The sequence below is a fragment of the Acholeplasma oculi genome (assembly GCF_900166985.1).
GTDB lineage: Bacteria > Bacillota_I > Bacilli_A > Acholeplasmatales > Acholeplasmataceae > Acholeplasma > Acholeplasma oculi.
On the sequence record NZ_FUZK01000001.1, the window covers coordinates 643,452 to 669,960 of the forward strand.

At 33.0% G+C, this 26,509-nt stretch carries 16 protein-coding genes; all 16 read right to left on the minus strand.

Going from position 1 to position 26,509, the window contains the following annotated elements; genetic code table 11:
• Positions 1-885 carry a carbohydrate ABC transporter permease gene (locus B5X49_RS03070; protein WP_045749698.1) on the minus strand — a complete coding sequence of 295 codons (885 nt, stop codon included), beginning with the start codon at positions 883-885 and terminating at the stop codon, positions 1-3.
• 1 nt (position 886) lies between these two features.
• Entirely contained in the window at positions 887-1,816 is a 930-nt protein-coding gene (locus B5X49_RS03075; protein WP_045749699.1) for a carbohydrate ABC transporter permease, read from the minus strand.
• Positions 1,817-1,829: 13 nt separating this feature from the next.
• On the minus strand, positions 1,830-4,745 hold the full coding sequence (locus tag B5X49_RS03080) for an extracellular solute-binding protein (RefSeq protein ID WP_052670118.1): 2,916 nt from the start codon (positions 4,743-4,745) through the stop codon (positions 1,830-1,832).
• An 81-nt stretch (positions 4,746-4,826) separates the two neighbouring features.
• Positions 4,827-6,407 (minus strand): extracellular solute-binding protein, encoded by a 1,581-nt coding sequence (locus tag B5X49_RS03085; protein ID WP_045749700.1) that lies wholly within the window; start codon positions 6,405-6,407, stop codon positions 4,827-4,829.
• A 201-nt stretch (positions 6,408-6,608) separates the two neighbouring features.
• Complete coding sequence (locus B5X49_RS03090) at positions 6,609-9,020, minus strand: Ig domain-containing protein (protein ID WP_045749701.1); 2,412 nt, start codon at positions 9,018-9,020, stop codon at positions 6,609-6,611.
• A 146-nt stretch (positions 9,021-9,166) separates the two neighbouring features.
• Positions 9,167-12,181: an Ig-like domain-containing protein gene (locus B5X49_RS03095; RefSeq protein WP_045749702.1), complete on the minus strand. Its 3,015-nt coding sequence runs from the start codon at positions 12,179-12,181 to the stop codon at positions 9,167-9,169.
• A 1-nt stretch (position 12,182) separates the two neighbouring features.
• A complete protein-coding gene (locus B5X49_RS03100; RefSeq protein WP_052670119.1) occupies positions 12,183-13,223 on the minus strand; it encodes a serine hydrolase domain-containing protein in 1,041 nt (346 codons plus the stop codon).
• A gap of 4 nt (positions 13,224-13,227) precedes the next feature.
• Positions 13,228-17,226 carry a glycoside hydrolase family 10-like protein gene (locus B5X49_RS03105; protein ID WP_052670120.1) on the minus strand — a complete coding sequence of 1,333 codons (3,999 nt, stop codon included), beginning with the start codon at positions 17,224-17,226 and terminating at the stop codon, positions 13,228-13,230.
• Positions 17,227-17,228: 2 nt separating this feature from the next.
• Positions 17,229-18,440 carry a glycoside hydrolase family 10-like protein gene (locus B5X49_RS03110; RefSeq protein ID WP_045749703.1) on the minus strand — a complete coding sequence of 404 codons (1,212 nt, stop codon included), beginning with the start codon at positions 18,438-18,440 and terminating at the stop codon, positions 17,229-17,231.
• A complete protein-coding gene (locus B5X49_RS03115; protein WP_045749704.1) occupies positions 18,441-19,736 on the minus strand; it encodes a family 4 glycosyl hydrolase in 1,296 nt (431 codons plus the stop codon).
• Between the two features lie 12 nt (positions 19,737-19,748).
• Complete coding sequence (anmK, locus tag B5X49_RS03120) at positions 19,749-20,897, minus strand: anhydro-N-acetylmuramic acid kinase AnmK (protein WP_045749705.1); 1,149 nt, start codon at positions 20,895-20,897, stop codon at positions 19,749-19,751.
• A gap of 144 nt (positions 20,898-21,041) precedes the next feature.
• The gene (locus B5X49_RS03125) at positions 21,042-21,887 is read right to left on the minus strand and encodes a MurR/RpiR family transcriptional regulator (RefSeq protein WP_045749706.1); all 846 of its coding nucleotides are present in this window, start codon (positions 21,885-21,887) and stop codon (positions 21,042-21,044) included.
• 97 nt (positions 21,888-21,984) lie between these two features.
• The gene (locus B5X49_RS03130) at positions 21,985-23,382 is read right to left on the minus strand and encodes an FAD-binding oxidoreductase (RefSeq protein WP_045749707.1); all 1,398 of its coding nucleotides are present in this window, start codon (positions 23,380-23,382) and stop codon (positions 21,985-21,987) included.
• A gap of 7 nt (positions 23,383-23,389) precedes the next feature.
• Complete coding sequence (locus tag B5X49_RS03135; protein ID WP_045749708.1) at positions 23,390-24,955, minus strand: phosphodiester glycosidase family protein; 1,566 nt, start codon at positions 24,953-24,955, stop codon at positions 23,390-23,392.
• 11 nt (positions 24,956-24,966) lie between these two features.
• Entirely contained in the window at positions 24,967-25,584 is a 618-nt protein-coding gene (locus B5X49_RS03140; protein ID WP_045749709.1) for a hypothetical protein, read from the minus strand.
• A 217-nt stretch (positions 25,585-25,801) separates the two neighbouring features.
• Positions 25,802-26,365, minus strand: a complete 564-nt coding sequence (locus B5X49_RS03145) for a hypothetical protein (protein ID WP_045749710.1) — start codon at positions 26,363-26,365, stop codon at positions 25,802-25,804.
• Between the last annotated feature and the right edge of the window lie 144 nt (positions 26,366-26,509).

Genomic DNA, 26,509 nt, shown 5'->3' on the forward strand with positions numbered 1-26,509 from the left:
CTACTTCAGACCAGAGTGACTAAATGTTTCCACAATTCTAGATTGTGAGAATATAAAGAATGTCACTGGTACAATCATCATAATAAATGAAACTGCCGCTACCGTACCAGCTCTTTCAATAGAACCTTGAGCAATTTGTCTTAAAGCAAAGCTTAAAGGTTTTAATTCTTCACTAAATATAAATGCTCCACCATCTGTTGTCCAAAGTCTTTGGAATAATAAGATAATTAAAGTTAACCATGCTGGTTTAACTAATGGCATTACAATTTGGAAGAAAATACGGTATTCGGATGCGCCATCTATTTTAGCTGATTCAATCAGCTCAAATGGAATTTGTTCCATGAATTGCTTCATTAAATAAAGACCAAGTGAAGACGCGATTGCTGGTAAAATAATTGCAAATGGTGTATCAATTAATCCAATCCATGAAACGATAATATAGTTTGGTGTTGCAGTTACTTGAGGTGCAAACATTAAGGAGTACACAACAAGCATGAAAATGATTTTACTACCTGGGAATTTATACTTGGCAAGTGGGTAAGCACACATACTTGCAATTAAGACGTGTCCTGCAGTTCCTGCTACAGTTACAAAAATCGTATTAAAGAAATATCTAGAAAATGGAATCCATGAGTTACCAATTAATTCAGATAAATCTCTAAAGTTATCAAATGTGATATTTCTAGGTAATAAAGTTGGTGGGAAAACAAAGAGTTCATCCAGTGGTTTAAACGCATTGGATGCTGTCATAATGAGTGGATATGCTGAGAATATACCAAATAATGCTAGCAGTATAAATAGTGCAATATCTCCACCTAAAGAACGATTTAATCTTTTTCTTTTCTTTACTTTTCTATTAAAAAGGAATTTTTCGATCATTTGCATGTTATTCACCCATCCTTCTTAAGAATTTTTGAACAACTAAGTTCGCAGTGATCATGATAATAAATAATACAGTTGCAATTGCAGATGCATAACCTAAATCAAATCGGATGGAACCGTAGTCAATTAAATGTGTAACAATAGTATGTCCTTCGTACTGAACCGATGGGAACCCGACTAATTGCATCGAAACTTCAGCAATCGCAAGTGAGGTTGTAATCTGCATAACAGCACCGAATAATAATTGTGGTTTCATACTTGGTATGGTAATAAACCATAATTCTTGCCATCTGTTTTTAATACCATCAATACTTCCAGCCTCATAAAGTGTTTTATCCACACCTTGTAAACCGGCGATAAAAGCAAGGAAAGATACACCTAAACTTAACCATAATTGAACAAGTATAACAACAAATAACATATAATCTGGGTCTCTTAACCAAAGGATTGGATTATTGATAAATCCAAATTGCATTAAGAATCCATTGGCATAACCTTGAGCATCACCAGAAAATATTAATAACCAAATTAAGAATGCATTACCACTAATGGATGGTGCATAAAATATCAACGTCATAAACGCACGTAATTTTGGTTTCAATTCATTAATTAACCATGCAAACACAAAGGCTAGTAAATAAGAAACTGGTCCTGTTACAACGGCTAAAATCAATGTATTTCTTATAGCGATGATGAAAACTTCATCATCCAGTAAAAGTTTAATATAGTTGTCTAATCCAACAAATCTTGGAGTTTCTAACATATTAAACTGTGTAAAACTAATACCCAAAGACATCACAACAGGAATGACTGTGAAAAGCAGGAATAAAATGAGGTATGGCGCCATTAAGATATAATGGTGCTTATGTTCTTTCATTTCTTTCCATATTAATTTGGATCTAGTTTTAAAATCTAGTTTAATGGTTTCTTGCATATAGATCCCTTTCTCAGTCTAATCCGAATTCGCGACGTTTCTTCGCAATTTCTTCATTGATCATTTGAACATAGTCATAGATAGTTTCTCTTGGATTTGCAGCCTCATTTAAAACAAGTCTAAATGCATTGTCTAAATGACGTCCCGTCATATATCCACCAGGTACTTCTGGAATACCACGTACCCATTCCCATTGTTCTTTTAATTTAGATAATTCATCAATTGTCCAAGGTAATTGTTCCATTGCTTCAATATTAGCGGTTGGATAACGTGCAGCAGCACCTAAAATACCTTCCATTTCTCTACCAAAACGTACTTGTGTTTCAGTGGATGTCCACCATTTTAAGAATTCCCATGATTCCTCTTTTTTATCGGATTGATTTAAAATAATCGCTCCAGTACCAGAGGATACTGTTTCTCTTCTAATTTGTGTAACACCAAATTCATCTTCATATTCTGTTCCAGGTACAGCGATAAAATTCCATTTACCCCTAATTTCAGGAGCGAATACACTTAATGTATTATACGTATTGTAATAGGTAATACCAATTGGCATTTGTCCACTTCTAAATCTGTTGTTGAAGTTTGCTTCTACTGGGAATGAGTAATTTGTATAGAAACTACTCCACTGTTCAAAGACTTGTGGTCCTAATCCTGAATTAAATCCAGATTCTTTATCATCATTGATATAGAATTGTCCATCATTTTGATAGAACATTGTTGAGAATACCGGGTTTGCAGGTAATGTAACAGCTGCACCTTGAGTTAATGGTACCGGTAAATAAAACTCTAAATTATATTTTTGTAGTGATGGAATCATTTCAATCACTTCTCTCCAAGTATTTGGAGGAGTTAATTCAAATTCTTCAAAAATATCTGTTCGGTAGAACATCATTAAGAATACTTGTTGTTCAGGTAATCCATAATATTCACCTTGATATTGATAAGGTACAAAAGCACTGTCCATAAATCTTGATTTAATTTCATCAAAATCATCAAATGAAGATAATGGATATGTTGCATTTCTCATTGCATAATTAACAGGTGTTGAATCGGCTTGTCCAAGCGCAACATCTGGTCCTTTACCTGATAGTGTTGCAGGTAGTAAGGATGCCGCAGAAACAAGTTTTAAGTCTACTTGAATCTTACTTTGAGGAGCAAATGATTCATCGATTAATTTTCTTAGAATATTAACTTGGTCTTGACCAACAGATAACCATACTTCAATGGTTTCATTCACTTCACCCGTATCTCTACGACCCACAGATGAATAGTCTGTGTAGAAAGTTGCTAAGAATGCTCTAAATCCATACCATAAGCCTTCGAAGAAATGTGCTTTATATTCAGGAAGTGTTGCATCTGGGTTATGTAAGATAAAGTAGTCAATTTCAAGTGGTTGACTTGATAATAGAATCACAAGTGTTCCAAGTGATGAAATATTTGAAACATACGTTGATAAATTATTTTGAATTTCTCTAGGTGTTCTTAAGAAGTCATTTAATTGGAAAATAACCGTATCTAAGATACCTGTTTTTTCACTTCTACTTCCTGATACATCAATTAAGGATTGTCTAATTGCTTCTAATAATCCTAATTCTTCTGTAAATCTACCTAAAAGATTTGGAATTCTGTTGACCAATTCATAATCTCTAAATGGGTCAGGGCTTGGTCCTGTATAAATTAAAATTTCACGGTAGATCTTATTTAAATTATTAATAACATCTTGTAAATCTGAAATTAATTGACCATATACACCTAAGGATACTTCCATAGATAATTCATGAGTTCCTGCTTCTAAATAGAATAAGAACGCCTCATCGTTAGTACCTAAGGTTTGCATTCTCCAGTCATTAACATAAGTGAATGCGTAGTTTTGCATTTCTTTAAATGGCATTTCTCCATCAATATAAATATCACGATAAACAACCATACCATTTGCTAATCTTTGTTTAACGCGCATACTAATTTCATATAAACCGGATGTTGGAACTTCAAACTCCCAAGTAATTTTATCCCCTGCAATACCCCAGTTTGTACCACCAATACTATTAAGTTTAATAAGTGTTGGGTCTGATGGCATTGTTTTAGCAGATGTTCTATCGTTTAATGGATAAAGTGTTGGTGAAGTTGTACGAACAGCATCTTCAGCTTGTATAAATTGAATCGGTTGGTTAGCTAATTGATAATTTTCAGATTGATAAAAAGACTTCATTTCTTCGTAAGTCTTTAATGTTGAAATAGATTCAACAACAATAGATTCAATTAAGAGAGGTTCCCTTAATGATTCAATTGTAATCTCATTTTCTCCCGCTTCTAAATAAAAATTAAAAGGCTCGTTGATATATCCTAGTGCATCTTTTAAATAGGTATTTGTCCAAATAGGTTTTTCTATTTGGCTTGGACGAATGTCATTACCTAAATAATCTTGATAAATGACTTCTTCACTTCCATAATATCTATGTAAAACTACACGCTCAGCAGCATCAAAAGGTACCTCTCCATTAATATATATACGTCTTTCAATTGCTGAACTCTTACCTGGATAAGCATAATAATTTAATTTAACTCTATAAAATCCTTCAGATTCAATATCAACAGGTAAAACCACTTTACCTGTTTCAAAGGTTAGAAGTGATTGATCTACATTTTGATAATCGTTTAAGATTTCATAATCTCCTTCAATATGAGAAAAATCTGTAGCATAAACAGTGATTTCTTTATTTTGTGGAAATTGTTGCGGTTTTGATTCTACGTAGTTTTTGTAATTTTTGACATAGGATTCATCACTTGCTTCTCTGGATTGTTCAACGGTAATATTTTGGTTATATTTTAAAGTATCCTTGTCAAAAGCTATTGTTAGTGCATCTGTGACTACAAAACCTATGAAAACTATGCAGACGACTAAAATGATTATATGTATCTTTTTCAATGTTTCACCTCAATGAAAATGGTATTACCTTCCTTAAGTCATAAGATAAAAACTTAAGGAAGGCATACCAAGTTCTATTTTCTATACACCGCTTAAGTATTCTTCGAGCGCTGTTTCATATGCTGGTCTAATTCTGTCCATTTCTGTTCTAGCTGTACCTGTTCTAATACCGACATTAATTGCCGCGGTCCAACCATTTGCACCGTATCTTGAGATACCTAATGCATTAATTAAATCGAGTGTTGTCTTATCAAAGATGCTTAGATAAGCTTCAATGGATGCTTCATCATTAAATCTTTGAATTAATGTAACTTCAAATTCATCTCTGAATTCTTCATCTGTTTTCCACATTTGAATTTCATTCCATACTTGGAATGCTAATTCTTCTTTAGCAGCACTTAAACCACTTGCTAAATTGAATACTGCAACACCACTAATTGGTGATACATATTCACCAGTATATGTGTTAGAAACTGGGAATGGTACAAATCCTAAATTGAATGCTAAGTTCTTCCATCTGTTTTCAGCATTTAAGAACCAGAAGCTTCCTGGATGCATTAAAACTTTACCTGCTTGCCATTGTGCTGAACCTGCATCATAAGTAGGTGTTGCCTCAAATAGTCCTGAGTTATAAAGATTTGTAATGAAATCATATGTTTGTAAAGCTGGATTTTGATGGAATGCTACACGTCCAGATTGTGCATTAATGAGTGCACCACCATTTAAAGGAACCATGTTTTCAGCATAAACGCCTACAATACCACCTAAAACTGAATAATCATCACCTAAACTTGGTAATGCAGCATTTGCTGCTTGAGTCCATGCTTGGAAATCATTCCAAGTCCATGTACCTGCATTAAATAATTCAGATGGGTTGTCAATTCCTAATGCTTCTACTACATCTGCGTTATAGTATAATCCAACATCAACAGTTGGTTTATTCACTGAGAATGCATAGAATTTATCGTTATATGTTCCAAGTTCTCTAGCCGGAATACTGATATTTGATCCATGAGTTGACATATATTTATCAACAGGAACAATCGCATTACCCTTAGCTAATTGTTGTGTCCAGTCTGATGTTGTCCAGTAAATATCTGCAAGTGGTGAACCGGATACAGATGCCTGAATGATTGCATTGACTCTATCTGGTCCCCAAGGTGCGTTTGCTGGATATGCTTTATAAACAACTTTTACATTTAAGCGACCTTCAACTTCACGTTGTTTGTTTTGTCTTGCTTGTTGTTCTCTTCCAGAATATGCTGGGTCAAATGGGTCAATTTCATAAGGTGCACCATGCATAATAACGATTTCTGTTGGAGGTGTTGTATGGTTTGGAGTTACAGTAACTGTACGTGTTGCAGTAACTGTTTTACCGTCTGAACCGACAACAGCGTATTTAACTGTGTAAGTTCCTGCTGTATTTGTTAATACTGTATTTTCTGTAACATCAATACGAGATGTGATATCACCATCTACGGTATCTGTTGCAGTAACACCTGCTAATGGATCAAATGTATCACCCACATTAATTGTGACTGGTCCTACATTTGAGATTGTCGCAGTTGCATCGTCATTAACTGGTGGTGTATCTGCAGGTCCACAAGCAACTAATGTAAATATTAGAGCAAGTAGCACTGTGATGCTAAATATTTTTTTCATATTTATACCTCTTAGTTTATTTTTTTATACGATATTTCAAGTTAATTATACTATATACGTAGTATATTTATTTTAATTACCTCGGAAATACCCCTAATTTTTCATATTATTAAAATCTTTTTCAAACGCTTACAATAAATCCCATAATGATAGAAAAAGCCCAATTTATTTGAACTGGGCTTTTCCGTTTAATCTACTTTCTTATTTTTTCTTTAAGAAGAATAGTAATGCTGCACCACCGAATGATAACAATGCTGCACCGAGTGACATAAGAACTGCAGTTAGAACGTTAACGCCAGGTTCTTGATTCTTTAAAGCTTCTTCGATAGCTGCTTCAATTGCTGCATCAACTTCATCTGGAGTAATTACATCCACAGGAATTTGTTGTTCAACTTCGTCAACTTTTTCATCCACTTTTTGATCTACTTCTTCTTGAGTAGGTTTTGCAGGTTTAACTGTAACTGTAAATGATGCATCAGATGAGTTACCAGCGCGGTCATCAACAGATACAACAACATTATATGTACCAGGAGTTAATTTACCATCAGTTAATGTCATACCACCATTAGCAGAAACATAGATACTTAATTGTGCTTGATTGTCAAAGTTATCAAATGCAACAACGTTTGCTAAGATAGCAGCGTTTACACTTGTAAATTTGTCAGCATCTACTGCGTAGTTTTTATCTACTACAAATAGACTTGGAGCTGTCTTATCATCAACTGTTAATGTATAAGATGCTTGAGTTACAAGATCTGTTTCGAAATCTTCAGTACCCATTACAAATGAAATTGGGTGACCAAATGCTAAGTTTCTTAAACCAGCTGTATTTGTTGAACCGTGCATACCAACCACGAATTCACCTTCAGCTAATGTAAGACCTGTTCTCCAAGCATCAAATTGAGCTTGATCTTTAACTACAACACCAGTTGAAGTCATATGGTTCCAGTTATATCTGTCAAACCATTCTTTTAATGTACCATCAGCAGCTGCAACTAAGAACACTGAACCATAACCAGAACCAACTGTGTTAAATTTAGTTGCATCTGTGAATACTGCAAAACGTCCATAGTTTAATACGCTTACGTTTGTAACAGTATTAACTTTAGTCATATCGATATCATAAGTTGTTGTACCGATTGTTAATTCAGTAGGAATACCTGCGATAAAAACGTTATAAGTAAATTCTAAGTCGATTTCATATGTTCCAGGTTTTGGAGAATAATAATTGAAACCTTGAGGAACTGTAATTTCGATTGTGTTTGTTAAATCAACACCATAACCGTTATTAGCAGTGATTGCTCCTAATAAGTCTACATAAACACCTTCTTCAACGAATCTGTCAGCAACACCTTCAAATCTTGGAGGCAACACACCAACAGCGATATCTACATTGATTTCAGTAGTTTTTCCATCAGGATGACTTGCAGAATATACTGCTTTATAACCTGCTCCAAATACACTTGAATCCACTACAGATAAAGCTTTATCTGGAGTATATGTATCTGTTTCGGAGTCATAAGCAAAGTTAATTGTTTCAAGTAATACATCATCTTGGAAAATCTCAACTTTATAACTTAATTTCTTAGTTTGGTTAATGATTAAACCAGTTGTATCATCAAACATATCAATCCAAGAAACAGAAACAGTATTTGCTAAATCAAATCCTTCTTCTTGGAATTCAACGATCATTTGAACACCAGCTGAAGCGCCATCATCATCAAGTGCTGTTAAACCAGCAAATTCAGGTTTTGGAGCATCATATTCAACTAACATAGCTTCTTCATTACCTTCTGCAATTGCATAAGGGAATTGTTTAATCCAGTCTGTTGAAGAGTAAGCACCACGGTCGTTTGTACCAAATGATACTACAGTCCAACCAGCAGGAATTACAACGTGGTTAGGTGTGTAATCCAATAATAGAGATTGTTCATTTTCAGGTAAAGCAGATAGGTCTGGGTTTCTCCAAGTTAAGTAACCAAGAGGTTCCATAACATAACCATCAGTATCTGAATCATCACGAATAATTCTAATCTGAGTTAAACGTGTGTTTGGTGTTTCAGTTGCAGGAGTTTCAGCTGCATCAAAAGCATCAATTTCAGCTTCAGTAGCAAATCTCCAGTCTGCATTATCTGTTACGTCAGCACCGTCATTATGGATATAGTAAGTAAAGATGTGGTCTTCAAACATTTGTAGAATTCCATCTTCATCAAAATATGAGTATAAGCGGTGAACAACTGAAGTGATATCTGTACGAGCAGATGCTGTTGTTAATTCAACATCAGAATCTCCATCGTTTATTGTCATTACAGCAAATGCGTTCCATGATACAGCACCATACTCTGTAGGTTGGAAAACACCATCCGCATTCGCATCTGTAAATAGATTTGCGAAACGTGCACCACCTCTAACGATATTATATCTGCGTCCTAAGTATGTTACGTCCCAATTAGAATCACCCACTAAAGTGAATGGTGTTGAAGGTCCGTATAAAGCATTTGGATCATCATATGGATAGATGTCAACAATTTCGCCTTCTTCAGCAGCGTAAGCAGGTGCTACAAGCACAAGTGCTGCGAATAACAACAATAATAATGTTGTAATTTTTTTCATTTTTTTTACTCCCTTTTTCTTTTTATTTTAAACATGTACTTCAATTTTAGTCCTAAATGAAAGCGCTGTCAACTTTATCAACTTAATGACCAGTTTACAGCGCTATATTTTTAACTTTTGATAATTTTTTTCAGTATTTTCACAGATTAACGAATGGTTCCTGGAATATATACATTAAATGTACGACTTGATTCTATACCATTTACCAATACAGTAATTGTGTAAGATACATTGGTTGCATGATCAGGCATTTGAATGACACGTCCTGCATGATCAATAATCTCAGGATTACTGGATACAAAGCTAATCTCAGCATCTGAAAACTCTGATGCAACTTTATATTCCACATCGGCCATTTTTTGGAATTTAGGATCCAAACCTGCAGTTAACATGGTATTTGGACAATGTTTTCCTGAGAAATGTTGATGGAATTTAATATGTTCTCTTGGTAAGTTATAACGTACTAATGCTTGCGCAGAGAACTTCGCAGTACGTTGCCAAATACGATATAAATCATCTCCCATACCAACGTTCATTTCAATAGAAATCGCATTTCTATTACCACCACCTAAATAAGATCCTTGTCCGACAAGATTTGATCCGTCTCCTGCATGATAAGTCACTTCATCTTCAGGAATATGTTGATACATTTCATAGTCATCAATTGTGTAATTCCAAGATACTTGTGCCCCATTTGCTATTGCTTGACCTAATAAGTAATTTGCATGTGATAATGCACTACTGGATGGGTCTGTATTGGCTGTGTCATGGACTGTAATCCAGTAGACATTATCCGGATTATAGGATGTATATGGTGCAGGGATTGCACTCTTCTTAGTACCCGGTCTTACACGGCCACCCTTATACTGGTCAGGAATCATTTTGGTTGTATTCACTTCAATTTCATCAAAATAGAATAACGATACACTTTCATATGCACTATATTCATAAGTTAATCCATTACCAATAGCAAAGAAACGGTGGTGTTCTGTAAATGATACTTGATTTTGAGTCAGTAAATCTAATAAGTTATTTTCATCTAATGAACTATAGAAAGTTAAATAAAACTCAGATTTAACAAGTGGATCACTTTGTAGTTTTGCAGTTATAATAACTGAACCTGCTTGAAGGGAAGTTACAACACCTTCACTATCAATTGTTGCAATCGATGGATTTGATGATTCATAAATCACTGTTTGATCACTTATTGTAACTGGGAAAGGTGTAGCTTCTAATGTAATTGGGTCTCCAACAAGTAATGCGGATGTATTTGTTGATGGTACAAAATCAATACCTGGATCTGTCGTTACTTCAATTAAAATAGATGCTTGAACACTACTTGCACGAGAACTTCTCACAGTAATTGTTGCAGAACCACTTCGTTTAGGTATCAACATGCCTGTTTGTTCAATCATTAAGACTTCACTATCATCCGTAATGAAACGGAATCTAGCATTGTTTAATTCATATGGTAAATATTCAAATTGAATCAATTGATTTTCTTTGACTTGAAGGGCATCAATTTGACTTGTAATAAAGACAAAGACCGGAATTTCTGGATCATAATCTTTTTCTAGAATAATTGCTTGTTTAGTCGCATAATTTCCAAGTAACATACGTTCTTCAATGTCAATAAAATCATTTAAATCTAATGTTTCACTACCCCAATAGTTTAAAGTAAAATCTACATCAGATACTACATTAGATTTAGCAGCAAACGTTTCATAATCATTAAATGCATTGAAACGAACAATGGCCTCCATATCATCTTTTAGTAATACAGTTATTGGACGAAGTGCATCCGTTACATCATTTCTTAATACATGTAATTTTGCTGTTGAATCATACGTTGAACCTTCAACATAAATTGCATCCTCAACACCATAAATAATATTCTTAGATAAGAGTTGAAGTCCTTCTTTAATATCTAAAATTGAGATTGCTTGTTTAACATTTGTAAATATATTTTCAGTGATAGTTACATGACTTGCTTGTTGGATTTTAATTGCAGCATCCACTTCAGTATTTAAATTCTCAAAACTAGATTTTGTAATGATTAATCCACTCGCAAGATCTGTTGCTTCAATGGATCCTAATTCTGTAAATAAAATATTATCAATCTTAATATTTTCTGCATCCACAGTTATTTTTTTAGTCCATCTAACTGCTTCTGTCATGCCAATAAATTGAATGGATGCATCATTGATTTCTATAGCTTGATCATATGTACCATCATATAATTTGACAGTTAATCCTTCACTTAAAGCATCTGCTAATGCTTCTGTATTTGCAAATAATCTTTCACCAAATTTAAATGTGAGTCCATCAATTGTAACTTCATCACCACTACCTTTAGATGCATCAATTACAACTTCGTTGAATACTTCAATTTCATATGATGATGTAACTTCATCGTTTGTCACTGAAGTTGCAGTTACAGTAACTACACCTTCTTTAAGAAATGATAGGTTACCTTCATCATCAATTGTTGCAATATCTTGATCACTGACGCTCCAGTTTAAAAGTGGAGGTGTTATTGTTGGTAAAAGGTTCACTGTAAGTTTTCTAGACGTACCAACATTTTCCTTTGCACTACCTGATAATACAATGGATTGTACTTGATCATATACTGTTAAAGTAATCGATTTTTTAACATTACTGTCTAAAACAGATGTAACAGTAATCGTTACTTCTCCACTAGAAACACCCGTAACCAAACCATCATTTGAAACGGTTGCAATTTGCTCATTACTTGAACTCATTTGATAAGTATCATTTGATGTAACTTCAAGTTCAATGGTTAAACCAACCCACAAAACATCATGAACTTCTGCAACATCAATTGTGACATCTTTTGTCACAGTAATGGTTACAGTTTCAAATAAATTTTCATCTGATTGACTGATAACACTTAATTCAACTGTACCATGTAATAAGCCCGTGATTAAACCTTCATCACTAATACTTGCAACATTTGAATTTGAAAGTTCAAACACATAACCTTCTGGATCATTCGTTTCAACTTCAAGTTGGAACGTTTCACCCTCTTTGATTGATACTTCTGTATCAGATACTGTTAACGTTAAGGCAACCGCATCTGTACAAGCAGCAACAGTCATAATTGTCATGAGCATCAAAAGTGAAACAAATATTTTTCTCATCCTATAAATCCTCCGTTATTTGATAAACTAAATTACCAATTTCATTACGTAAACCAATGATACCGTTTAATTCTCTCTTAGGGTGTACGGCATTACTTAATAAAACAAACCCAACACCGTTCTTTTTGTCTATAAACATATGACATCCTGTAAATCCTGTATGTCCTATAGTTTCAAAAAAATCATGTTCATCACCAGCAAATCCTTTACGATAAGGTTTTAACCAGCCTAATGTTCTACAAACATATACACCACCATGATCGGTTGTTATTTGTGGTTCAAACAACATTCGAGTCATTTCAGGTGATAATATAAATTCATCATTGAGTATTGCTTTGATGAATTTACCAATGTCAAATGCAGTTGAAAATAATCCAGCATGACCTGCAAGTCCATTTAATAAAAATGCTTTTTCATCATGAACTTGACCCTTTAACAATCCTTTAAAAACTAAATCATCTCTAAATTCTGTAGGTGCTGTTCGATCAACTGATGGTTGATAACTTGTATCAGTCATTTTTAATGGTTTAAGTACTTTTTCAGTAACCACTTGATCTAATCGTTTATTTGTGACAGTTTCTATAATTTTTCCTAATAAAATAAATCCAATATCAGAATAAACAACATCTTTTGTTGTTTCATAAATTAAGTCCATATCATAAATAATATTAAATAACGATGTTTCATCTGGAATCTTCGATGCACCTTTCACATCAGCTGGTAAACCAGACTGATGTGTAAGTAAGTGCTTGATCGAAATATGAAGATGCTTAAATCTAGGTAGTAACGTTGAAACTTTTTGGTCTAAGGTAATGACACCTTCCTCAATTAACTTCATGATCGTTGATGTGGTTGCAATCACCTTAGTTAATGATGCAATATCATATATTTCATTACCTTTTAAAGGTTCTTTTGTTGGAGACAAAGACTTGTATCCAATATAATCAACCATTACATTATCTTTTGTGACAATTGCATAATGACAACCTGGAAATCTAGAATCCATGATTGCAGTTTGTAATAAATCTCTAATTCTTTTCATGAAACTATGGTCTCTTCTTAACGATGACAAAGATAATTCCACTCATCGCTAATATTGTTCCTGCGACTGCACTGATAATGATGATCATATTAAAATTTTGTGCTGGAGCTTCTGGTTCTGGTTCTGGCTCTGGTTCAGGCTCTGGTTCCGGATTTGGATCATCATGCATATGTGTTTCCCATGGATGTGTGACATCTTTTGTCCAGTAATGTTGACTTAATCTTTCAAGTGCTTGCGTTACTAATGTGTGATTTGAATTTAATGTCTTATAAGAAAACACAGAACTACCAATAATTTCGCTGTATTGTGACATATATCTGAGTTGTTCTAAAAACTCAGATTCATCTGGCCAGTTGTTGCTGGATTCTGCGTATCGATAAAAACCTTGACCCACAATTAAATCAACGGAAGTATCCTTAACCACATCAACCCACCAATCCACTAAATCAGCAAATCTTGCTGTTGAGTGATTAAATGGCCAGTAAAGTTGAGGCATAATATAGTGTAACCAACCCTCTTTTACCCAAAGTCTCGTATCTGCATATTGAGCAGAGTAACTTTGTAGTCCTTGAGAGTTAGAACCTAGTGGATCACTTGTTTTATTTCTCCAAATTCCAAATGGAGAAATACCAAATTTTACATGCATATCATTTGCTTCATTAAATGTTTCTACTTGATTAAAAATCGTTTCTACTAATGTATTCACATTAGAACGTCTCCAATCATCTAAGGATAAACCGTTTGGATTGTAGTTTTCAAATGCAAATTGGTCTTCTGCATTGGGCGTACCATTATAACTATAGAAATAATCATCAAAGTGAACGCCATCCACTCTGTAATTTGTCATTAATTCATCAATAACATCATATAGATAATCTCTAACTTCTGGTATACCAGGATTTAATATGAGTGCACCATTACTATCTTGAATTACATAATCTGGATTTTGTTTAGCAAAATTACTGTCATGAAGTAATGCAAGTTGTGATTCCTTACTTCCTGTACCACTGGCTACACGGTAAGGATTTAACCAAGCATGTACTTCAATTCCACGTTTATGTGCTTCTATGATTAAGTATTCAAACACATCAAAATCAACTGAAGTACCTTCAGTGCCTGACAAGAATCTAGATATTGGAGCAAACTCAGAAGGATAGAATGCATCATTCATTGGTCTTGTTTGGAAGAATAATGTGTTAAAGTTTAAAGCTTCTAATCGATTTAACATATTATCAATTAAGCCTTTATATTGTGCTTCGTTTTGGTATAGTGCAATATCAATATTAGAAACCGTTGCTACCCAAACTGCACGAACTTCTTCTGTCTTTTCTGCATAAGTCGTAGGAAGTGCAACCGGTGTTGTTGTATTGTAGTAATATACATTTTCACCATTTCTAATAACAAAAGGATTATCTTCAACCGCAGGAATTCTTACACGAATTCTAACATCCGATACTTCTGTTTCAATACCTGCACGATTGATTGCTTTATATTCAATTGTAAAATCTCTATTTTGATTAAATTGAAGTGGTGCATCATATGTTAACCAATTTGTCCAATTCGTTCCATTATGAATTCTGTAAGAAATTGTATCAAATTCATCTTGTTTTAAAATTGTTAGCGTTGTCTCATCGATAAAGAATAACCCTTCTTGAGTACCTTCAATCGAAATAATTGGATCTTCTGGGTCTTCAACTATAACAAATGATTTAGAAAAAATAGGTTGAGTTGAACCATTTCTATATTCAATTAAGAAGTTACCTGGTTGTTCAAATAACATCGGTTCAGTATAGGTTTGCCATGCACCACCATTCATACGGTATCTTGGTTGAGGTGCTGATGGGTCAAAGTCTAATGTAATTTCAATCCATTTGTAATAAGGATCTATTCCATCCCCTGCAAATTCTAATACTGGATCATCAAATAATGTTGTAATCGTTAAGTTTCTTTGAACAATTTCGGATTCCACACCACCTGGGTCGACTGTTTTTGCAAATACAGCATAGTTACCAGCAGCGGTTAATTCAATCGGCCCTTCATAAAGTTCCCAAGGTCCCACACTGCCACGGTTAATTCTTACCCAAATTTCATTTGAAGGTGCAGTGATTGTAACAGTTGCAGGTGATAAATAACTAGTACCTGATAAGGTACCTGTCACATTAATTGTTGGAACAGAGTTATTTACTATAGCAGTTGTAAAACTTACTGAATAGATATTGGATTCATTTTGATTTTGATCGACTGCTTTATATAGTACAGTATAACTACCATTTGAGTTAAATGTTAAAGGTTCTGTGTATAAATTCCAAGTTTCACCATTTAAACTATAATAAACTGGATTGGTTGCAGAAAATGATAATGTCACACCTGATGTAAACTTAATACCATCAAAATCACCATCAATCGTCATGGTTGGACTATCGACATCACTTTCAAATGCTGGACTTAAATGATTGGTATTGGATAATGCTCTTACACCAAAATAGTATGAATTTTGGTTGTCATTTAACCAATTGATAACTGCATTTCCATCATTTGAAATAACATCAATGATTTCACTGGATTCATAGGTTAATGGATTGGTTGAACGGTAAATATAATAAAACTTCGCATCTGCTTGTGCATCAAATGAAAGTGTACCTGATGATGCTTCGTAATTTACATTAGAAACAGCAGGTAATCTCACAGGATCCATACTTTTTAATTCAGGCAAAACCGCATAATCTGTTAAATGCGCTGTTTTTGCTTGATTCATTTGCGTGGTCGCCATTGAATTACTATTAAAATATGCATCTCTTACAAAGTTATAACTATAAATACTGAATCCTTGCGTATTTTCAAGTGTATCTAAAAAGTTCAATTGTTTAACAAATTCTAAATTATCTGTTTTCCAACTATAGGTTTCAGTTGAACTATTTGCCATATAAACGCCAATACCTGAGTAAAGGTTAACTGGTAAATATTTAACTACCTTATCCCACCACCCCATAACATTGTGATAACCTGCTGCAGGGTGTGTAATTGCCCAATAACTTTGAGGCATAATATAATCTAACCAACCTTGATTAATCCACTCTAAACTATCTGCAAATAAATAAGATGAATAGTGTGTTTGTCCTGTTGTGTTAGACCCTGTTGTAATTGCATGACCATTTTGATCATAAGTGACAACGCCATCACCGTTTTTATAAATACCAGTAGGTGAAATACCAAATTGAACATATCGATCATTATTGGTGTTAAATGCATCAATTGCAGCATCTACGGATTCAATAAATAAATTAATTTGTTCTCTTCTCCAATTTGCTTTACCAGCATTTGTGTTTGGAAATCCCATAGGATTTGCTAAAAACTGAGCTTGATCGGGTTCAGAAATAATGTTCCCACCATTGGTTCCTAAATTCATATAAAAATAATCATCAAAATGTATGGCATCCACATCATATCGTTCTAATATTTCTTCAATTGTTTCAACAACAAACGCTCTTACCGCTGGTAATGCAGGGTTTAGTATCGTTGCACCGTTATAAGATAATAAATTAGCTGGATCATTTTGAGGATTGCTTGCGGGTACAACGCCTGTTTGCATAGCTGTAGATACACGATAAGGGTTTAACCATGCATGAAATTCTATCCCTCTTTTATGAGATTCTTCAATTAAATATTCCATTGGATCAAATGTATTAAAATCTACTGCTGAAAACCAAGATGCTCTTGGATTTAAATCAGAATCATATAACGCATTATTGTGCGTTCTAAAATGCACAATCACTGCATTAATCTTGTAAGATTCTAATGTATTAAATAATGATTGAGCTTGTGTTTTAAATGTTGCTTCATTGCTGTATGCTGGCATACTACCAATGAAGTGAGAAATCCAGGTAGCTCGTAATTCTCCTTTATCTCCAATAACTTCTCCTACAGGTAAAGCATGTGTTTCATTCTGCGGGATAAGGGTGATCGTCATGAATAATAAAAATAATAATGTAATTAATTTTTTCATCCTTATTTCCTCTCTTGGTTTAATAATTTTTTAACTTCGTCCATTCCTTTTTCATATTTATCTTTTTCAATAAATGTTTTATATGTAAAGAAAATGTTTCCTTTAACGGTTTCAAACTGATTAGCAAATTTCAATTGATTAACAACTTCAAATTTGTTTTCATATCCACCTTTTTCACCTAATCTATAAGCACCATGTCCGATATATAAATCAACAGAACTATCTTTACAAAGGTCTACCCACCATAATAATAAATCTCCGTATGGTGCTAATGGATGTTCAAAATCCCAATAAAGTTGTGGAACAATATAATCAATTAATCCTCTTTTAACCCAATCATAGCTATCCGCATATTGATTATCAAATGATTGACTGCATTTAGGTGATACATTAGATCCTAATGGATCACTTTCTTTAACTTTCCATATTCCAAATGGTGAAACTCCAAAACGTTTGTTTGGAAAATGTGTTTTCATCATTTGATTTGTTTGATCAATCACATCTGTAATATGAAATCTTCTAAACGCATCCAAATCAAGCGATTTATCTGCTCTATTTTCAAAGTCCATTAAGTCATTGTCTGTTTCACTTAATCCAGCATATGGATAAAAATAATCATCAAAGTGTATACCTGAAACATCATAATTTTCAAGTATTTCTTTCATGGATTCTACAATAAATGATTTAACTTCTTCTTTCATCGGATTTAATATGAGTTGACCATTTTTATCTGTAATAACAAATTCTGGATGTTTTTTAGCAAAATTTAAATCATCGCATGTCTCTAAATATTCCATCTTTGATAAACCATTTTTCATACTGACACGGTATGGATTACACCATGCATGAATTTCAATGTTTCTAATTTTTGCTTCATCAATAACAAATTTCAATGCATCAAAAGAAGGTGCTTTTCCTTCACTTCCTGTTAGAAATCTTGAATAAGGGTTTAATTTAGATTGGTAGAATGCATCGTTTGTAGTACGAACTTGAAAGAATATTGCATTTATTTGATAAGCTAGTGCTGTATCTAACATTTCAATAACTTTTTCTTTGTATGTCGGATCATTAACAGTTGGTAAATCAATATTTAATACATTAGATACCCAAAAAGCACGAACATCTTTTTGTTGATACGTATCCGGTATTTCTATTTGATTGGTTGTTTCATAGTATGTCATTGGTTCTTTTGTATGATACTTAAATAATTTCATTTATGAATCCTTCCTGTAATAAGTTAAATGTTTTTCATGTGCTTCTACTAATTTTTTAAATGTCACTTTATTTTGATTAAATGATCTAGAAAGTGGATGTGTTTGTATTGCTAGTAATGCTTTATCTAAATCTCTTTCATATATTGCATCACATAATAATTCTTCATATGCTTTTAAATGTTGAATAATTCCTCTAACTTGTAATGGTAACTCACCAATATGAACAGGAATCGGTCCACGGTTCGTCATTCGACTTGTAATTTCTATTGCACATTCATCAGGAATACCTAAGATATGACCACGGTTAACTGTATTAATAACATGATAGGCTTTCGTATTATTCTTAATTGCATCCATAATACCTATAGCTGTATCTGCATAATTTCTACCAAGTCTTTGATCCATATTTTTAGGTAAATCAATCGTTTTTTCATCTTTAAACTTTTCAAACAATTGTTGTTCAATTGAAACGACCTCTTTAGCTCGAATGGATCCTTTTTTCATATCGTCTAAATACGCTTTAAGCATTTCATCATGATGATAGTAATATCTTAAATTCGGATGTGAGAATAATCGCATATCTTTAAATATTAAAGATTCCATACCTTCTTTATAAGGGCTATAACCTTCTTCAATTAAACTATCAAGTTTATCTTTACCATGGTGATAGACCTTTAAGATAAATGATAAGTCATTCAGTCCTGCAAAATAAGGAACGACTTCCCCTGGGGAAGCATTCAGTTTTTGTTGAAGTGTTTTGGTTGCTTGATTCGGATCACTTGAAATGCCTATGAAACGGTCAAATTCTGAGAATCGGTATACTGCCTCAGCAATAATACCTGATGGGTTTGAAACATTAATGACCCAAGCCTTAGGGGCATATTTTTTAACATCCTCAATAATTTCATAAATAACTGGTACAGTTCTTAATGCATTAAACATTCCACCAATACCGATTGTTTCATGACCTAATAGTCCATAGAGTGATGGTATGGTTTCATCAAATATTCTAGCTTCCATTTTACCTACTCTAATTTGAATTAAAACAAATGTTGCATCTTCTAATGCTTCTTTTCTATCTAGGGTATATGAAATTCTAATGGTCTCGTTATTAGCTTCAATCATACGCTGACTATATTGATGAATGATTTTTAATCTATCTAGATTATCTTCTAAATCGAGTAGGGATATCTCATCAACTTTAAGCGTATGCTGATAGTCAATGATTTTTCCAATGACTTCAGGTGTATAACTTGAGCCTGCTCCGATGACGGTGATTTTAGTTTTTACTGACATAATATACCTCTTTTATGTATAGTAGGAAACAGTTCCTAATATAACGTTTTTTACTGCGCCTGTTGCTTCTTTTAAGTTGGATGTTAATCCTAATAATGTTTGATTGCCTAATATAATAAATGCTAACGCTTCTTTAAAATCACTTGAGAAATTGATATCATCCGTGGACAATACTTTAATACCCGGTAATCCTTTGGATATTAACTCCACCAAAAATTTATTATGAACACCACCACCTGAAATAATTAATTCATCCACAGATGATTTCTTTAAAACAAAATCTTTTATGGATGAAGTGATACTATCAGCTGTAATACGTGTGAATGTATGTACGATATCTTCATGTTTTTCAAATGCATATTTTCTAATCAGTTGATCTGTATATTCCACTCCAAATGATTCTCTACCTGTAGATTTTGGTGGTAATAATAAAAAATATGGATGTTGCATCACTTCGTTATATAATGCCTCAATATTTTTACCTGTTCTTGCAATTTTTCCAGATTCATCATAAGGTAGTTGATAACATATTTCCATCGCACGATTTATCATCATATTTCCAGGACCTGTATCAAATGCTAAGACATCTTCTTTTTTAAGTGATTTAGATAAAAAGGTTATATTTGAAATACCACCAATATTTTGAAGAATTCTATTTTTATTCGGATCAGAAAATAAACAATAATCCACAAATGGTACTAAAGGTGCACCCTGACCACCTGCAATCATATCTGCAACCCTAAAGTCTGATACGACCGTGGTTTGAGTGAGATTAGAAATAACCGAACCGTGTCCAATTTGTAGTGTAGATGGAGCTCTTGATTCATCCCCATATGCTTGGTGATAAATGGTTTGTCCATGGGAAGCAATAAACGATAATGAGCTTGTCTGTATTTTATTTAAAGAACATAAATCCTTAACGACATCCGCATATAGTTTACCTAATTCAAAATTGAGACTGGATAGGTCTCTTATACTTAATTTATCTTCAATTGCTAGTTTAACTTTCTCATAAATTGCACGTGGATATGGATATGTTTTACCCGATATAAATTCAATCTTCGTTTCTAATCCACTACCCGATATAGATGCTATTGCAACATCAATACCATCTAAAGATGTACCACTCATGATTCCACAAGCCAACTTAGATGTGTTCATGATTTTCCCTCACTAAGTTTAATACGAATTCATTATATATGATTTTTTTTCATATCGATGAAAGCGCTTATCTTTTGTTTGTTTCTTTCATAAATAGAAAAAAATTGTCAAAAAAAGAACGTATCACTACGTTCTTTAGTTGTACTATCTCTTAAATTTTTTAAATGTTCGATAGGTTGTTTCTAGTGCTTGAATGGATCTGTCAATATCTGTATATGCACATTTTGCATAAAGTGCATCTATGACTGACATTTGAGAAATTCTTGAAGTCATTGCCGCACTTCTAAACTCAGATTCTAATGCAGATGTATAAAGCACAACATCTGAAATATCTGCTAAAATACTTGAACCAATTCTTGTAACCGCAATAATTGGTGTTTTGTTTTCTTTAGCAAGTAAAGCAGCAGAAACGATTTCTTTTGTTTTACCCGAGTTAGAAACAAATATGACAACATCCTTACTGTTGATAAATGATGCATCGACTAATTGATCATGGGATTCGCCTTGTGCGATACAAAATTTATTGATTCTTCTAAGCTTCATTTCTAAGTCTTTACAAACTAAGTAACTCGATCCCTTACCAAAGATTAATATCTTTCTAGCATTCATAATTAAGGATGCTGCTTTAGTATAGGTTTTTTCATCATATAGTTTTATCGTTTCTTCTAATGCTCTAATATTATTTTCGATTGCTTTTTTACCACTATTTTGATCTTTAATCAAAATAATATCTGTATATTCAGAGGTCTCGGGTATTTCTACTTTTGAATTTGCTAAAATAAAATCAATTTTAAAATCTTTAAACCCTTTATATCCTAGCTTCTTACACATTCTAACAACAGATGCGGGTGATGTATAAGCAGCTTCCGCAATTTTTTCAACACTAAAATCCTTCAGGATTGTCTTATTTTCTATCAAGTAATCTAAAACAATTCTCTCGGCCATACTAAGTGCTTCTTTATTTTTAAGCATATTTAGCATTACACTCATTGACTTCACACACCTCATCACTTATCTATTTCTTCTATATTATATCATGAGTGTAAACGGTTTTATTTTTAATAGGCTTTTTGTTTGGTATATTATGTTAAACAATCTTTTTAGGATTTAAAATCATCTTAGGATCGAATACTTTCTTAATACCTTGCATTAAGAGCATTTGTTCATCACCTAGTAATTTTTGCATATACATCTTCTTTGCAATACCAATACCATGTTCACCTGAAACTAGACCACCTAGTTCAAATGCTTTTTGGTATAACATCTCAAAACCTTTTGTTACACGTTCATGCCAAACTTCATCTGATGCGTTATCTTTACATAAGTAAATATGTAGATTACCATCACCAATATGTCCAAAGTAAGGAATTCTTACATTGAGTTTTAAAGATACTTCACGTACATAGGATAAAAAACCACTAATCTCTGAACGTGGTAAGACCACATCGCATTCATCTACAAAATCACTTGATGCTTTAATCGCTTCTAAGAATCCACCACGAATATTCCAAACATTACTACGTTTACTACTTGGATCTATAATGAATGCATCTAGTGCTCCATATTGATTTAAAACTAACTTTTTAACATGTTCTAAATCCTTATCTAATGACTCTTCATCATTAGAATCATAACTCAGTAATAAATACGCATTGAAACTTCCATTTTCAATTGTTGTTCCAAAGAATGCCTCATTATATTCTAGTGATTGTTTTTCAAAGAATTCAACTGCTGTTGGTAGAACATAGTCTTTAATTAATCGAGGTGATGCTTGAATCGCATCTTCTCGATTAGCAAAAGCTACTAACATACTTTTGGTAAATTTAGGTTTTGGAATCAGTTTTAATGTAGCAGATACGATAATACCTAATGTTCCTTCACTACCGATTATTAAATCTTTTAGACCATAACCTGTAGAGTTTTTAACAACCTTACTACCAAATCTTAAGAGTTCACCCTTAGGTGTTACAACTTCAAGTGCACGAACCCATTCTCTTGTAGTACCATATTTGATTGCTCTCATACCACCTGCATTCGTAGAAATATTTCCACCAATTGATGCTCTTTTTTCACCTGGGTCTGGTGCGTAGAATAATCCTTCTTTTTCTACACATTCATAAATTTCAAATAATTTAACGCCCGGTTCTACAGTGAGTGTGAGATTAATTTTATCTAATTCAATTATTTGATTCATCAGTGACATATCTAAAAGAATACCACCCATTACAGCAACAGAACCACCTACTAAACCAGTTCCTGCGCCTCGAACTGTAACAGGGATATTTTCTTGATATGCATACTTCATAATTTTAGATACTTCGTGTTTATCTTTGACTTGAATATGTGCTTCCGGATAAGAGACTGCAGTACCTAATTGATCATGGCTATACTTTTCATCAATTTGATCCTTAATAAATATACGTTCTTTACCTACAATAGAGGTTAACGCTAAGAAATCATTTGAATCCATTTTTTTATAATTCATAAAAACCTCAACTTCCGCTTGCCATTTGACGCATTAAATCTAATATTCTTTGAACATCAGCTTTATGTACATTATAAGTATATGTTTCACTATATGCGGATGTGCTATATGTTTCATTTCCTTTAACTCTAACTTCAATTTCATATTGACCTGGTGCAAGCAATAATGGTAGTGTTTCTTTTGTAAGATACATTTCTTTTCCATTTATTTTTAAAGTATAATGTTTATTTTCATCATTACCAAGGAAATGGAATATTCCTGATTCATCCATATATAAACCAGTTGGTGCATCATATGGAGTTCTTGTATCAGGATAAGGAATTTGAACAAATACTGGTTCTAAATCACCTTTTGCAAAAATTAACCCATTTGAAACAGAACGAATTCTTCCATCAGATAATGTGTTTAATACATCATATTCTCCAGATTCTTCATTTCTTAAGACCATGGTTGATGAACCACCACCGTCTAAGTTGAATGCTACCACTGCACCATGCATTTTCATAAGTTCTCCAAGTTCACTATACTTAACGCCATTTTTACCTGCTAAAATATCTCTTCCATCAACTACAAGGAAGAATATTGTACCATCAGATTTTTGACCGATAGCAGTTCTTGGATGTCTAAAATGTGCCATGTTTGTAGATGGTAAACTCTCAAATTGATCATGAAGTACGTTTCCATTTTGGACTAACATTTGTCCTGCTCCCATAGAAAATCTTGCATTTTCAAAACCATTGCCCAATAATTCTTGCACTAAAATAGTATCCTTATCGGTAATTAAATTTTCGTCCTGGAACATTTTACCAACTAATACAAAATAACGTTCAGAAACTGTAACGGGTTCTGTGGTTCTAGATTCCATTACACCTTTTGAATAGTTTCTATTATCATTGGCATCTTTTTTAATATCTGATGCTTTAACAACCACTTTATGATATCCATCAGGAATTTCACTAACAACGTTATCATGATAGATAGAAACTTCTAAATCATTTTGAGGAAGTGCATTGATACGGTTCACTTTAATTCTCATTTTAAGTTCACGGTATTCATTTAAGATATTAATATGTTGTCCTAAGTATGAAGGTGTTCCATAAATCATATCTCCATCATCTGTAAATCCAACTGCTGTACGAGAACTACCTGTTGAACCTCTGAGTATAACTTCAAAATTGACGATATGTGTTTGATTTGCACGACCAGTATTATTAATATCATAGAAATCACCATTCACACCACCAACAAAATCTAGGTGAGGAAATCTTTGTTTAGCTGTATCTATTTGAACTAAAAGATTAGACATACCCCATGCGAATGGTTGATAATTATCAACAGTAACGATGTTGTAGTCTGTAGTCTGTGTATTTACACCTAAATAATTATAATGCTGACTCTTTGTTTCTCCATTGTATGTTAATTGACCCTTAACAGCGATATGCTCTATACCTTCTACAAATCGACGTTCTCTAGTCTCATTTACAAATCTAAAATCACTTGCACCATGTGCATTTGGCGTTGCAAGTAAAACAAACATCATTGCTAAAAAGAGTGTAATCATTAATTTTTTCATGTTTATTCCTCCTATACAGGTAAGACAAGATTCACTTGTCCTACTTCCTTAATAGTAAGCGTCACTAGATAAATAACTTCTCCAACATGTATATCAAATACGATTCTATCTAAATTTGCTTCATTAAAATAAACTGCTAAATTATTGATATCTGTTATACCATCGCCTAAGGCTATAAATGAATCTAAATTTTCATATTGATTTTGTTTTAAAACAAACTGATCTACATTAATTTTTGAGAACATGTCAAACTCAAATCCATAGAATAGTAATCCACTTTGGTTAAAATTCATGTTTTTAACTTCAAAGGTATCACCTTTTTTCTCGTATAGTTTTGCTTGTTCTGCTGATATATCATAATATGCTTCATATGATCCGTCGACATATTGAATCGTTGTACCATCAAAATACATCATGACAATCGTATCATCTAAATCTTGATGATCTGTAATTTTGATTTCTAGTTCAAAATTATTATCTTCAAGAAAACTCATTCTTTCATTAAATGAAACCTCATCTGGATTTTCTTCGATGGGTTCTTCTATAGGTTCTTCTTCTACAGGAGCCGGTGTACAAGCAGCCATAAATAACAACATGACAACCATCATACTCATTAAAATTTTCTTCATTTTCTCTTTCCTTTCTTTCTAAAAAAGTAATAAAAACGCTTTCTTATGTCTATTTTAATATACATGAATATGAAAAAAATTTTTAATATGTGATTAAACTATGTTATCAACTTATTTTATGCTATATTTTTGCTCAATTTTCTTTTTATAAATATAAAAAAGACATTCTATTTAATCCATAAAATGTCTTTTTAATAATCTTATTAATGTTGAAATGTTATTTTTTCAAACGTGTTTTATATACTTGATATGACGCTATAGTTACGGCAACAAAAGAACACATTACACTCAGATATCCACCTATATATAAATTTAATTCATTTATAGAAATCGGATTTAAAGTGGTTCCTTCTGGGATGTTTGGTTGATAGTTGATCCAATATATGCTAGTTAGAGTAAGTACCAGTATCATGATTAAAGTTACTAAGATTAAATGAGCGTCATATTTTATATGAAAATCAAAAATATTTAGTATGTTAATGATTATGGATAAGCAGATTAAAATTGGAATCAAGCTTAACATCCATGAAAAGCCCATACCTGTCCTTAATAATTCGTCTCCAGGATTGGGTTCCCAACTACCAGCACCTGGCATAACAAATCCAAATATCATCTCCCAGCCAGTATACTCATGTTTACCAGGTCCACCTGGTGATTGAGATAACACTGGTAAAAGTAAAAATGAGAGTAATGCTAGAATTGAAAATAATATCATAAAAAGATGATATTTATGGTTATCAAAAAACATACCCATTTGGTTTATGAATCCCTTTGTTTTCATAAAATAAAAAGTCCCCTTATCTTTATCTTGAATATACTTCTATTATACCTTCAATCTAATATTTGGACACAACTATATCTCAAAAATAGTGTTTCTATTCACCTTAACTGAATTGGTAATTTATAATCTAAATAAAGTGAACTA

What these genes read in the sequence shown, in the direction of transcription:
- B5X49_RS03070 (WP_045749698.1), bottom strand. Translation starts at nt 885, where the DNA reads ATGCAAATGATCGAAAAATTCCTTTTTAATAGAAAAGTAAAGAAAAGA.
- B5X49_RS03075 (WP_045749699.1), bottom strand. Translation starts at nt 1,816, where the DNA reads ATGCAAGAAACCATTAAACTAGATTTTAAAACTAGATCCAAATTAATA.
- B5X49_RS03085 (WP_045749700.1), bottom strand. Translation starts at nt 6,407, where the DNA reads ATGAAAAAAATATTTAGCATCACAGTGCTACTTGCTCTAATATTTACA.
- B5X49_RS03090 (WP_045749701.1), bottom strand. Translation starts at nt 9,020, where the DNA reads ATGAAAAAAATTACAACATTATTATTGTTGTTATTCGCAGCACTTGTG.
- B5X49_RS03095 (WP_045749702.1), bottom strand. Translation starts at nt 12,181, where the DNA reads ATGAGAAAAATATTTGTTTCACTTTTGATGCTCATGACAATTATGACT.
- B5X49_RS03100 (WP_052670119.1), bottom strand. Translation starts at nt 13,223, where the DNA reads ATGAAAAGAATTAGAGATTTATTACAAACTGCAATCATGGATTCTAGA.
- B5X49_RS03105 (WP_052670120.1), bottom strand. Translation starts at nt 17,226, where the DNA reads ATGAAAAAATTAATTACATTATTATTTTTATTATTCATGACGATCACC.
- B5X49_RS03110 (WP_045749703.1), bottom strand. Translation starts at nt 18,440, where the DNA reads ATGAAATTATTTAAGTATCATACAAAAGAACCAATGACATACTATGAA.
- B5X49_RS03115 (WP_045749704.1), bottom strand. Translation starts at nt 19,736, where the DNA reads ATGTCAGTAAAAACTAAAATCACCGTCATCGGAGCAGGCTCAAGTTAT.
- anmK (WP_045749705.1), bottom strand. Translation starts at nt 20,897, where the DNA reads ATGAACACATCTAAGTTGGCTTGTGGAATCATGAGTGGTACATCTTTA.
- B5X49_RS03125 (WP_045749706.1), bottom strand. Translation starts at nt 21,887, where the DNA reads ATGAGTGTAATGCTAAATATGCTTAAAAATAAAGAAGCACTTAGTATG.
- B5X49_RS03130 (WP_045749707.1), bottom strand. Translation starts at nt 23,382, where the DNA reads ATGAATTATAAAAAAATGGATTCAAATGATTTCTTAGCGTTAACCTCT.
- B5X49_RS03135 (WP_045749708.1), bottom strand. Translation starts at nt 24,955, where the DNA reads ATGAAAAAATTAATGATTACACTCTTTTTAGCAATGATGTTTGTTTTA.
- B5X49_RS03140 (WP_045749709.1), bottom strand. Translation starts at nt 25,584, where the DNA reads ATGAAGAAAATTTTAATGAGTATGATGGTTGTCATGTTGTTATTTATG.
- B5X49_RS03145 (WP_045749710.1), bottom strand. Translation starts at nt 26,365, where the DNA reads ATGAAAACAAAGGGATTCATAAACCAAATGGGTATGTTTTTTGATAAC.